A 12038-nucleotide genomic window follows, 5' to 3' on the forward strand; every position below is an offset into this window, starting at 1 on the left:
CTAAGTACTCCGGACTAAACGCTAAGGACTATGTGCCATCACTCATAACTCATAATTCATAACTAATCATTACCTTTGCCCAATCCATTTTCAAGAAGAAACATGATTCATAATGATACCATTGTTGCCCTGGCTACTCCTTCGGGGGCTGGAGCTATTGCTGTGATCCGACTATCCGGAAAAGACGCCATTACTATTGCGTCGGAAGTATTCCGATCGATACACAACAAAGATTTAGCGAAGCAGAAATCACATACCCTCCATTTGGGCCATGTGGTCGATGGCGACAAAGTATTGGATCAGGTATTGGTATCCTTATTCAAAGGAACCCATTCGTATACGGGTGAAAACACAGTGGAAATTTCGTGCCACGGCTCTACTTTCATCCAACAACAAATCATTCAGTTATTACTGCGTAAAGGTTGTCGTATGGCACAAGCCGGTGAATTTACCTTACGCTCGTTCCTGAACGGTAAAATGGATTTGTCCCAAGCGGAAGCGGTTGCCGACTTGATTGCTTCCGATAACGAAGCGAGTCATCAAATCGCCATGCAGCAAATGCGCGGTGGCTTTAGCAATGAAATAGCCCATTTACGTCAGGAGTTGTTGAACTTCGCTTCGCTGATTGAATTGGAATTGGACTTTTCGGAAGAAGATGTCGAATTTGCCGATCGTACCCAGTTCAAAGAACTATTGAACCGTATTGAGTTTGTCTTGAAACGTTTAATTGATTCGTTTGCCGTAGGTAATGTGATCAAGAATGGAATTCCGGTAGCCATTGTAGGAGAACCCAATGTAGGGAAATCGACTTTATTGAATGCCTTATTGAATGAAGAACGTGCCATTGTGAGTGATATTGCCGGAACTACCCGCGATACCATTGAAGACGAATTGGTGATTGACGGTATCGGTTTTCGATTCATCGATACGGCAGGTATCCGTGAAACGAAAGATGTGGTGGAAAGCATTGGTATTCAAAAAACCTTCGAAAAGATGGAACAGGCACAGGTCGTGTTGTACCTATTCGAAAGCCTAAAATTCAAATCGCAAAGTGCCGAATACATTACCGAAATTGAAAAAGTAAAAAACAAATACCCACTAAAACCTTTATTAGTGGTCATCAATAAAATTGACTTGCTATCGGATGCTGATGTAGCAGCGATTAAAGAACAGTTGGAAGCCCTGAGTGTAAACCTGGTAACGATTTCAGCGAAACAAAACCTTGGTATCGACGACTTAAAGCACCAATTGTTGTCCTTCATCAATACCGGAGCCTTACGCAATAACGAAACCATCGTAACCAATACACGCCACTACGACTCCTTACTCAAAGCCTTGGAAGAAATCCAGAAGGTACAATGGGGACTGCAATCGGGCTTGTCTTCTGACCTAATGGCGATTGATATCCGTCAGGCCTTGTACTACTTTGGTGAAATTACCGGAGAAGTAAGTAACGACGAGTTGCTAGGGAATATCTTTGCGAATTTTTGTATAGGTAAATAGACTTCTTAGACAGTTAGATTTCTTAGACTTCTTAGATTGTTAGACTACTTCGATTGTAGGATTGGCAAATAAATAATATATATAAATAATGACAGTATGAGTGACGTTTTTGATTTAAAATCTATAGCGGAATTGTATTCCAAAAAAACGGATGCGCAGTTGATTCAATTTGCAACGGAAAATGCAACGGGTTTACGACCTGGTGTTTTAGAAATAATTGAAAATGAAATTAAAAAGAGAAATTTGGATCTTTCCATTATAGAAGGTGCAAAAGCTCAAAATAAGGAATATTCATTCGAAGAATTAACAGAATTAGCAGAGATCATAAGAAGCTTACCGTGTCCTTTGTGCGGGGACAAAACCGAAAAACTCAACGGAACAATTATGTACACTGTCAAAAGTTTTGTTTTCTTCTCCTTCTTGAAACAAGAACCGATAATTGGTTGTCCTTACTGTTTGGATAAAAAAAATCAGGAATCGATACTATTATCTGGTTTATTGGGATGGTGGGGAGTTCCGTGGGGGATAATAAAAACCCCATTTTATATTTATAAAAATATCCGTGCAAAAGAACAAAATAGGATTCCTGAAGCCAATGAAACATTACTTGGATTTACCTTGCAAAATATTGGCCAAATAGTTACGTACAAGGATAATCCTGAAAAATTAAAACCAATAATCACCTACATAAAAAAATAGGTACCGCTCAAAAACACCGCAAAAAGAATAATAATCCTGTCAGGTTTCCACAACCTGACAGGATTTGTTGATACAAACGGCAACCCTACCTCCACTCCACCCGAAAACCGAATTGTTCAAAAAGGAACTAGTACCAAATAAATCCTTATTTATCAGTATTTTAAAAAAAAATAGATTACGTTTGCACAAATTAATACATTTACAATGCAAGAAGGTACAGTAAAATTCTTCAATGAAGAAAAAGGTTTCGGATTTATCACACCAAATGACGGTGGTAACGAAATATTTGTTCACGTTTCAGGACTAACGGATAAGATCCGTGAGAATGATGAAGTTCGTTTTGACGTGGAAGAAGGCCGTAAAGGTCCAAATGCAACAAACGTAGTTTTAGCTTAATACACTATTATAAGTTTAGTTATAAAGTCCCTGCCCATGGCAGGGACTTTTTTTATACCTATTTTTTTTTAACTATCATTCAATACACTATGTTAGTTTTTGAGACTGTTAGACTTCTTGAAATTAGAGTAGTAAGCCTGTTAGCGTATAACGCTTTGATAGGGTTTGTTGTTTGAAAAACAGGTAGAAACACGTATAGGATGTTGTTTAGGAAATGGGTAGGTTTGGTTTATTATAGTACATTTAAGTATACTAACTCAGTGTAAAGTTTGTACGAAATTAATTATATTTGAAAGACTTGTCATGGATTTTGAATACAAATCATAATTTTTATTAAAAGTTTGCATTACAAAATCATAGATATAAATAAGTTGGCGGTCATTATAGGACGACACCCATAAATCAAAGTTCACCCACGACAAAACAAATTAAGACAAAGAATAATTATGATATTAGCTTCAATAAAACTTCAAGGATTTAGAAACTTCAAAAAAGCGAAAATAAATCTTGCTACAAAATCCCTTATTATTGGTGCGAACGATGTTGGTAAAACTAATTTACTTTGGGCAATTAGACTATTATTAGATAGAAGCTTATCAGATTACGATATTGAACCTAAAGACACCGACTTCTATGCTTTTGAAGAAACAAATATGTTCACAATTCAACTACACTTTGACGATGTTACAGAAGATTGTGTTGTTTCAAAATTGAAGGGGAAAATTGGTGACGACAACAAACTTGTTTTAGCATACCAAGCATTTCGTGACAAAACTACGAAAGTCAAGACATATAAATTATTTGCAGGACCGACAAAAGACCTACTTGAAGAAATTGAAGACAGATACTACAGAAAGGTATTAAATGTAAAGTACATAAGTAGCAGACGAGACTTACACAATTACATAAACCGAGAAAAAGGATACTTATTTCAAATTGCCAAAGAAAATCGAGAAGAAGACGAGGTTACTCAAGACGAAAAGCTTTATTCTGAAATTCAATCGCAATTAAAAAATGTGGATGAAAAAATACCTAAACTGAATTTTATATCTTCTGCTACCAATACTATAAATGACGAACTATCCAAATTGTCGCTCCATCACACAAAACAAAAAATTGTATTTGACGCAAGTTCCTCCAATGTAGATAATTTCATTAATAGTGTTTCTATTGCTTCAAAAAGCAATGAACAAAGTGTATTAATTGGAGGAGATGGGCGGTTAAATCAAATTTATCTTGCATTATGGGCTTCAAGAAATGAACTGACTAAAGACAGTCTGAAAGAAGTTACAATCTTTTGCATTGAAGAACCTGAAGCACATTTGCACCCACATCAACAACGTAAACTTGCAGATTATCTAAACTCATCAATAAAAGGTCAAGTTTTATTAACGTCTCATTCACCTCAAATTGCATCAGAATTTAGCCCAAATTCGCTTATCCGACTATTCAATAAAAATGGAGAAACTAAAGCCGCTTCAAATGGTTGTTCAGAAATCATAGAAAAAGCATTTAAAGATTTTGGTTATAGGTTAAGCATAATTCCGGCTGAAGCATTTTTTTCCGATGTGGTTTTTCTTGTTGAAGGCATTTCCGAAGAATTATTCTATAAAACCTTATCAACTCAACTAAAAGTAGATTTAGATAGGCTTAATATTAGCATCTTAATGGTTGACGGGGTTGGTTTTTCCACATTTATTAAAATACTAAACAGCCTAAACATAGAATGGGTTTTGAGAACCGACAACGATATTTTCAAAATCCCTAAAAAAGAAGAATATCGTTTTGCGGGCATTCAACGTTGTATCAGTATTTGTCGTGATTATTTTCAGAAAGATGAAACGACAGACAAATTACTAGAAGAAAATGAAAGCAATCTTCAGGGCTTTGCTAATCCTAATCCAGCTGAAATCAATACTAAATCAGCTTCAATAATTATTAAAGACCTTGTACGATATAAAATCTATTTATCAGACAAGGATTTGGAAAATGACTTATTTAAGACGAAAATAAAAGATGATTTGAAAAATCATTTTAGCGATATAGACGAAGCGGATATTATTAGCGAAATGCAGAAAAGAAAAGCTTCTTTTATGTATGACTTTTTGCGAAGCAATAAAGAAAGTCTAGCGAAACTAGCAGATGATAAAATAGCAATGCCATTGCTTAAATGTAAAGAAATAATTGAAGAAATGCAGAAATAATGAAACCAACAGAACAGCAAAAACTTATTCTTGATTACGATGGTAATTCAGTTGTTATTGCTGCTCCTGGTAGCGGTAAAACATTTGTGATATCTGAAAAAATAAAAGGGAATTTAAAAAACTTGCTTGAACATCAAGGTGTAATTGCAATTTCATACACCAACAAGGCAAGCACGGAACTAAAAAATAGAAGCCTTTCCAATGGTGAAAACCCAATGAGTTCATTTTTTGGTACTATTGATAAATTTAACCTTTCAGAAATAATAATTCCCTTTGCAAAACATCTTTTTGGGATTCCTAAAATTCAAATTAAAATCACAAAATTCTCTTCATTACCGAAAGATGAAAGTGAAAATTTTGAATGGTTCAATAGAAATCTAACTTTTGAAAAACTGTCAGAAGCAAACATTGATTTATTAAAATCATATTTTCTCAACGGAATAATTTTTATTGAAACCATTGGTGTAATGGCAAACTACGTTTATACAAATTCTATTGCTTGTCAAAACTATATTCGTGCAAGATACAAGTACATTTATATTGATGAGTACCAAGATTCAGGATTTGAGCAACATCAAATTTTTCAGAAAATAAAATTTTTAAATATTAAAGCAATTGCGGTTGGTGACTTAAATCAGTCTATTTACGCATTCTCAGGTAAGGACGCGAAATTCTTGGAGGAGTTAACCAAAGATGAAACCTTCAAGTATTTTAAATTAGACAAAAATCATCGTTGCCACCCGTCAATAATTAATTATTCAAACTACTTACTAAATCCTAAAACAGAATTAATCTCTACAGAACAAAATCTCGTTTTCTTTAGCAGAGTTGAGGGTAATGAACAAGCGATTGCAAATTGGTTAGACAAAAAAATAAAAGTTGTTCAAGAGGCTTTTAAAATTGAGAAACGTAACCAAATTGCAATTTTGACACGAACAACAAGAACTGGGGAAATAATAAACGCAGAGTTGAAAGAACCCCATAAACTTTCTGTCAGTAATGAACTTGACACGAACCTCAATGTTTGGTCATCTATTTTCTCAAATCTGTTGTATTTTAGTTATGATAAAAACTTTAAATTTATAGACGTCATTGAAGTTTTTACTTCTTATGATAATTTCAACAATAGTGATTTGGAAAAACTAAAAAATGCAAAAGAAAAAATTGAAAAAATATTTTCAGCTTTAGAATTCAATAAAGAAGAACTAATTACCGAATTTATAAATGTTGCAAAAGTAATTGCTCCTAATTCAAAAAGTCAAGAATCCATAGACCTATTAAAATCTGTATTAGACAATTCGATAGAACTTAAATCTTACGAGCCTGCAAATGAAAATGAAGTCAATATCTTGACTTTACATAAATCAAAAGGACTTGAATATGATTTTGTTTTCAATTTAGACTTGTACGAATGGGTATTTCCAAACAAACAACCTGGCAAAAACAACGACTTTAAAAATCCTGTATATGGTGACTGGATACAAGACTTAAATTTACATTATGTTGGAATTACAAGAGCAAGAAAAGGTTGTTGGTTAGTTTCAAGTACACAAAGAACAAATAATGAAGGAGTATTAAAGACAGGAAAAGACTCTGAATTTATTTGGAAAGATAAAATAGAAGAATTGAGATATAAAATTCCAAAAGAAAAGAACTGAAAACTGCAATAGCAAAATGACAAGGACTACAACTACCGAGAGAAAACAACGAACCGCCAACACACGTTTTGCGTCATGCGGGTTGACGTGCTTACATTCAAGTTCAGTTTTCCAATTTGGCTTTTGTGGTAGGTTGACAGTTTTGTGCTCCGAAAACCCGCACGAACGCAAAGCGTGGGAACATTGTGTGCTATACTACCGAAAAAATCGTGTTTAAAAGAACTAAATAAAAAATACTACTTTTACTAGTATAAAAAAAAATAAAAAATGAGCGTATTAAATTTCGACCAACTTAAAACTCAAATTGAAAAAGCACTTGAATTAAGATTGGCGCAAGGTGTAATAAATGACCCAATTGGGTTTATTTTGATTGACGGTTTTATAAATATGCCATTTCAAAAAGAAATTGGCAACGCATTTCAAATTGGTGGTCCTACTGTGCCTGGCGTGGCAGTTGTCGGAAAAAGTACTGGATTAATTTATACGTTTGCGCTGAAAGTCTTACTTCCTCAAATCGAACTTTAAAATGGGAAAAGTTAAAAAGACAGAAACTGATGAAAAAAAAATATTTTCCGAAAATTCGGAAGATGTTACAATGAACGAAAAACCAAAAGATAAATTAGATAGTAATAGTGAAATTTTGACCTCTCTTTTGAGTAAAATGTCGTTAAACGAACAACAAAAAGATGAAGTAAAAACTCTGCTAAATGATGAACTGGAAACATCTGTGAATTCTTTAAAATCAGATGTCGTAAAAGAAGGACAAGAAATCAAAAGAGATTTTTTGACGATATTTGGCTTATTTGCGTCTTTTGTCACATTTTTATCAATAGAAGTTCAAGTTTTCAAGAATAGAGATAATATTTTTGAGTTACTTGGAATAACTTCCATCTCATTATCCTTTGTAATGTTTTTTGCTTTGGTCATAAATGACATTTCTAAAGATAAATCAGAATGGAAAGATTTCAAAAAACCAACTTATATCATAAATATTGGATTTGCAATTTTGGGTGTTTTAGCATTATACATAGGAGGACTTTTATCTAAAACTGAAATTAAAAATTTACAAGAGCAGAATAAAAAAGATAAAATGAAAATAGAAAAAATGGAAAAACAGTTAAAAACAATTAATGATAAAGTGGAAAAGAAAAGCAAATAAAAGTACAGCACACAACAGCGGTTTCATGAAAGTGGGGTAGTTGTTTAAACCGGTTGCCGATTTTACGCTGGAAATCTCTATTTTGACAGAAACAAAACCAATCACGAAATCCCAAGCTTCTTAAAGTCGGTGTCAAGTCATGGTCAAGTTTTCACACAAACTACTAAAAAATCATGAATCCGAAAACAAAAGCATTAATCAAAGAATTTTACGCTCCAAGAGGAAAAGACACAACAAATTTAAGGTTTAAATTTGAGGAGGCTTTGGATACTTTTGTGTCTGGAAATTTATGTGAAGATGAAGATAAGGAATACGAATCTCTATTTTGTAATATACATTCAAATTTTGCTTCTGGCCATAATTGTGTTGCTTGTAATCTAAATGAAAGTAATGATAGATTATTTAATTTTTTAATTCAGTATAGAAGATTTGAAGACTACAATTTAACTTTTACAACGTTCATCTTACTTTTGTATCTACAAGTGGAGATGATTCACGAGTATTTTGAAATTATGCAACTTCCAGAAAGTTATCGCATGAAACATTTTAGAGTACTACAAAAGGTAAAACGATGGGCAAACTTTTTAAAGCATCCAAAAGCATTTATGCTTGTTCATCATCCAAATTGGACATTTGAAAATAAAACATCGAAACTATTTCCAAAAGAAAAAAAATTTAAAAAACCTGTAATTGATACAGATTTCATAGAAAAATATTATGCTGGAGATAAAAAGAATAATGAACTTTATAAGATCTTGAGCAAAAAGTCGGATCTAACAGTTGTGTTTCCAGATCCGTCAGAACTTATGAAAGAATTTGTGGATGCTCAGAAAAAATTTGTCGAACTGATTGAAAACAATGAAATCGTTCGAGAATTTTTGAATGACAAAGCTACAATTGAAGATTATTTTAGTGAAAATGAAGACGAGGAGAATGATGAATAAAACCAGTCCATAGTAGCCATTTTGCTCAATCGCTAGTTTTACTTAACCTGATTATTTCTTCACGAAAAACTTTATATTTAACAGAAATTAATCAGTTCGCTGGCTTCGTTACTGCGCCAAGCAGTAGAATACTATAGATAATAATTTTCAACACTAAGTTAAAAATAATACCTACTTCAGAACTTTACTAGTCCTAACTCTTCAAGCCTAATTGCCATTGCTTCGATTGAAACATTAAAAAAAGAAGCAAGTGATTCAAAATAAATATGGTTGTAAGACTCTGAAACAGCAAGTTTCTTCGATAGACCTCTTAAAGTTTTAACTTCATTTCTTAAACTAGTAATATCCCCTCTAGTTAAATTAAATGTTGAATTCTCCTCAATTACAAAAGGAGGTATCCCAAATCTGGATGTAAATTCTTTAATAACAAATTTTCTTGGCATCAAAATAAAAACTGCTCCTCTATCTGCTTCTTTCTCTGTTTTAGATTTTGTACCATTACTTTGAGCAAAATCCTCAAGATTATCTCTGTGTAGAGTATCATCTAAATGGAAAAGAGCATGAGCTAATTCATGAGCTGCAGTAAATCTCTGAACTGGAACAGGATATTTATTTGAAACTACCACTAAACGATTACTTTGATGTATTATTCCTGCAATTTCTTTCGTATTATTCTTTTCATCTAAAACTCCAAATTCTTCTCTACACACATAGTCATACCCTAATACTTCTCTCAAAATTAACTCTGGATTTAAGAGATCTTTATAATCTTGAGGTGGATTATCTGGCCAAATTAAATTGCGATGTTTCCAAATTAACTTTTGCAATTTAGAAATCCCTGCTTCAATCATTTCATCACTATGAATCTTATTTGACTTCAAATTATCAATCAAATCATGTAATTCGAGGTAGAAAGGGAGTTTTACATCGTATTCTCTTTGCAAAACAGTAATTTTTGAAGTTGCAAGCTTATTATAATTTGTATAGGTAATGTCTAAATCTTGGAGTTTACGGAGTATAATTTCACAATATTTATAATCATCAGTACCAAACTCAAGAAGATTAAGTCTAATAATTGCTAATGAACCTGCTAAAGCAGCTACTGCTCCACTGAATGCAACATGTGAATCGCCTCTAGCATCCTCAAACGCATTGTCAAATACATAATTTGCCATTTCGCATAAAGTTGTTGCATGATTAGCTATTCTCATGGGAATATCAATAACAACTTTCATTTGCTCCATTTCTTGACGTCTCAAGAAATTTTTCTCTATAAGATCCTTTTCTTTTCGTCTAGCCAATCTAAATTGAATAGCTTTATCAAATTCAAATGAATCTTTTGAAAATAACTCGTAAAGTTCAGGAAAAATGTTTTCTTCAATTTCTTTATAATAACTTGACAAGGTAGGTAATGCAATATCATAACGTGGTTGATACCTGGGTCTTTTTGTAACTGAAATTACAGTCATTAAAAGTTTAGCCGCTAACATACCTTCAAAAGCAGCAGCACTACCTGAACCAGGTTTATGATTTCCTGCTCCAAATAATTTTAATAACTCAATTGCTGGTTTATGAAGTAAAGTTTCTGTCATATATTTGATAATGAATAATTACAAAGATAATAAAATCATTGAAAAACAGACAATTACCTCTATTACGGCGGTTTTAAGTAATGGCGTGGCTTGGTTATTTGGGGAAATTTTTGAAGTTTCGTGAGTGGAAAACCGCTACTACACAAAGCCACCGAAACGTTATACTACACTTAATAAATCCCCAACACTATAAAAATACCTTTCATATTCAAATTTCACTATTTTTTCTTGGACATTCAACCTTTTTGTTCATTACCAAACAATCCTATCATTTGTCCTACTGAACTTGCTTAACTTCGTTGAATCTTCGATTTCTGCACCTCAACAAACACCTTTACTTCATATACCAATTCTGAGTATTCCTTAAAATTTTAACCTCTACCCTATTTCATCTTGAAAATCTTATCTTAGCCAGAACTAATCGTTCCACGCAACCGCTACTGCACAAAACTGGCGGGATGTTATACGCACTTAATTAAAAAGGAAGAATTTATTATAGATATAATCTGTCAAGTCCTTGTTGACTATAAATCGAAAGAGTTGATTTACTCGGTACTTAACGAATTTATACCCGACTATGAAACGATAAATCTTGATTATACTGGAAAACCAGATGATGAGTACTATGAATTCAAATCTGAAGACGAAATGATTGGCTGTTACATTGATACACCTAACGTTAGTCAAACCTTATATTGGAATAAGTTGAATGATAATCCGGATCAGATAATGGTTGGAGCAAACATTACAGAGGATAATCAAATTGTCTTTAGTTTAACGCTTAATGGGACTCCTGAAACAGAAGCGAAATATTATCTGAGATTAAAAAAATTCTTGAATTCGAATATTGGTGTCATAACTTATATAGACCCCGCTGAATATGAGAACGGAATGGATTTTAAACAGCGGTATAAAAATGTGTTATACGAGTTTGAAAGTAACTTTTAGATTATAAGTAATACCTCAGAGACTATAATTAATCCCTTTTTACTTATAATTAATACCTCGGAGACTATAATTATAACCTTTTTGCTTATAATTAATACCTCAGAGATTATAATTAATACCTTTTTGCTTATAATTAATACCTCAGAGGTTATAATTAATACCTTTTTGCTTATAATTAATACCTTTTTGCTTATAATTAATACCTCGGAGGCTATAATTATAGCCTTTTAGCTTCTAATTAAACCCTTTTAGGTATAAAACAAAAAAAGACCCCAATACTGGAGTCTTTTTTTTCGATAATTACAATCGGGAGCTTGTTAATTAGAACTACTTCTGCGGGTTCTTTTGGCAAACCGCTGACTTAAATCCTCATAAATCGGTTTTGCGGTGACAATCCCTTTGCTGTGTGCTTCTTTTACCTGTCCGTAGTACAATAACGAGGCTTGTAAGGCTTCACTTCCGGCTAACATGATGGTATCATTCACATCGGTAGACAATTGCGTACTTAAATTGGCTATCGGACTTAACAGACTTACCAACGCTTCGTCTTTTAAAAATTCTGTTTTGTCCATGTACGCCGGTACAAACTCGGGATTGGTATCTACATACGATTTGGTTTTTTGCACCGTCGCTACCGTTTTGTTCCCCATTTTAAAAATCGTAGCGCGTTCTTCTGCTGTCAATCCTTGCAAGTACGGAGCTAAAGCGGTTTTACACTCTTGCAATTTTTCTCTTACTGTATCCACCACCTCTTGTGGTATTTCGATACTAATTTGGTTTTTTGTTCCCATTTTTAAAAGTTTTATGTTTATTTAATCTTCTACCCACATGCAATTTGCATACCAAAAAACCATTTTTTATGAAAAATTTATAGTAAAATTCTTATAATTCAATAAATCCAAGGCTTTAGCCATTGTGTTTATTTCTTTAACGAA

At 33.0% G+C, this 12038-nt stretch carries 11 protein-coding genes; 9 read left to right on the forward strand and 2 right to left on the reverse strand.

Annotated features, from left to right (window positions below; all coding sequences use genetic code 11):
* The first annotated feature begins 102 nt into the window (after nucleotides 1–102).
* The 8 genes from mnmE (at nucleotide 103) to ACFO7M_RS15060 (ending at nucleotide 8563) form a co-directional block, all read left to right on the forward strand.
* Complete coding sequence (gene mnmE / locus ACFO7M_RS15025) at nucleotides 103–1503, forward strand: tRNA uridine-5-carboxymethylaminomethyl(34) synthesis GTPase MnmE (protein WP_379736563.1); 1401 nt, start codon at nucleotides 103–105, stop codon at nucleotides 1501–1503.
* Between the two features lie 96 nt (nucleotides 1504–1599).
* Nucleotides 1600–2202, forward strand: a complete 603-nt coding sequence (locus ACFO7M_RS15030) for a hypothetical protein (protein WP_379736564.1) — start codon at nucleotides 1600–1602, stop codon at nucleotides 2200–2202.
* 204 nt (nucleotides 2203–2406) lie between these two features.
* A complete protein-coding gene (locus ACFO7M_RS15035) occupies nucleotides 2407–2598 on the forward strand; it encodes a cold-shock protein (protein ID WP_379736566.1) in 192 nt (63 codons plus the stop codon).
* Nucleotides 2599–3044: 446 nt separating this feature from the next.
* Complete coding sequence (locus ACFO7M_RS15040) at nucleotides 3045–4802, forward strand: ATP-dependent nuclease (RefSeq protein WP_379736568.1); 1758 nt, start codon at nucleotides 3045–3047, stop codon at nucleotides 4800–4802.
* Nucleotides 4802–6460, forward strand: a complete 1659-nt coding sequence (locus tag ACFO7M_RS15045; protein WP_379736570.1) for a UvrD-helicase domain-containing protein — start codon at nucleotides 4802–4804, stop codon at nucleotides 6458–6460. The genes ACFO7M_RS15040 and ACFO7M_RS15045 overlap by 1 nt, the downstream gene beginning before the upstream one ends.
* Before the next feature lie 267 nt (nucleotides 6461–6727).
* On the forward strand, nucleotides 6728–6985 hold the full coding sequence (locus tag ACFO7M_RS15050) for a hypothetical protein (protein ID WP_379736571.1): 258 nt from the start codon (nucleotides 6728–6730) through the stop codon (nucleotides 6983–6985).
* Between the two features lies 1 nt (nucleotide 6986).
* Complete coding sequence (locus tag ACFO7M_RS15055) at nucleotides 6987–7619, forward strand: hypothetical protein (protein ID WP_379736573.1); 633 nt, start codon at nucleotides 6987–6989, stop codon at nucleotides 7617–7619.
* Between the two features lie 173 nt (nucleotides 7620–7792).
* Complete coding sequence (locus tag ACFO7M_RS15060) at nucleotides 7793–8563, forward strand: hypothetical protein (protein ID WP_379736574.1); 771 nt, start codon at nucleotides 7793–7795, stop codon at nucleotides 8561–8563.
* Between the two features lie 176 nt (nucleotides 8564–8739).
* On the opposite strand, the gene ACFO7M_RS15065 is transcribed toward ACFO7M_RS15060, so the two are convergent.
* Nucleotides 8740–10155, reverse strand: a complete 1416-nt coding sequence (locus ACFO7M_RS15065; protein WP_379736576.1) for a cyclodeaminase/cyclohydrolase family protein — start codon at nucleotides 10153–10155, stop codon at nucleotides 8740–8742.
* A 540-nt stretch (nucleotides 10156–10695) separates the two neighbouring features.
* On the opposite strand from ACFO7M_RS15065, the gene ACFO7M_RS15070 reads away from it, so the two are divergent.
* Nucleotides 10696–11103, forward strand: a complete 408-nt coding sequence (locus ACFO7M_RS15070) for a hypothetical protein (RefSeq protein WP_379736577.1) — start codon at nucleotides 10696–10698, stop codon at nucleotides 11101–11103.
* Nucleotides 11104–11420: 317 nt separating this feature from the next.
* On the opposite strand, the gene ACFO7M_RS15075 is transcribed toward ACFO7M_RS15070, so the two are convergent.
* Complete coding sequence (locus tag ACFO7M_RS15075; RefSeq protein WP_379712345.1) at nucleotides 11421–11894, reverse strand: hypothetical protein; 474 nt, start codon at nucleotides 11892–11894, stop codon at nucleotides 11421–11423.
* Between the last annotated feature and the right edge of the window lie 144 nt (nucleotides 11895–12038).

The sequence above is a fragment of the Flavobacterium sp. GCM10023249 genome (assembly GCF_042653365.1).
In the GTDB taxonomy this organism is placed as follows: domain Bacteria; phylum Bacteroidota; class Bacteroidia; order Flavobacteriales; family Flavobacteriaceae; genus Flavobacterium.

Bases quoted from the DNA above. Each gene is read 5' to 3' on its own strand.
- mnmE (WP_379736563.1), top strand. From the start codon at position 103: ATGATTCATAATGATACCATTGTTGCCCTGGCTACTCCTTCGGGGGCT.
- ACFO7M_RS15030 (WP_379736564.1), top strand. From the start codon at position 1,600: ATGAGTGACGTTTTTGATTTAAAATCTATAGCGGAATTGTATTCCAAA.
- ACFO7M_RS15035 (WP_379736566.1), top strand. From the start codon at position 2,407: ATGCAAGAAGGTACAGTAAAATTCTTCAATGAAGAAAAAGGTTTCGGA.
- ACFO7M_RS15040 (WP_379736568.1), top strand. From the start codon at position 3,045: ATGATATTAGCTTCAATAAAACTTCAAGGATTTAGAAACTTCAAAAAA.
- ACFO7M_RS15045 (WP_379736570.1), top strand. From the start codon at position 4,802: ATGAAACCAACAGAACAGCAAAAACTTATTCTTGATTACGATGGTAAT.
- ACFO7M_RS15050 (WP_379736571.1), top strand. From the start codon at position 6,728: ATGAGCGTATTAAATTTCGACCAACTTAAAACTCAAATTGAAAAAGCA.
- ACFO7M_RS15055 (WP_379736573.1), top strand. From the start codon at position 6,987: ATGGGAAAAGTTAAAAAGACAGAAACTGATGAAAAAAAAATATTTTCC.
- ACFO7M_RS15060 (WP_379736574.1), top strand. From the start codon at position 7,793: ATGAATCCGAAAACAAAAGCATTAATCAAAGAATTTTACGCTCCAAGA.
- ACFO7M_RS15065 (WP_379736576.1), bottom strand. From the start codon at position 10,155: ATGACAGAAACTTTACTTCATAAACCAGCAATTGAGTTATTAAAATTA.
- ACFO7M_RS15075 (WP_379712345.1), bottom strand. From the start codon at position 11,894: ATGGGAACAAAAAACCAAATTAGTATCGAAATACCACAAGAGGTGGTG.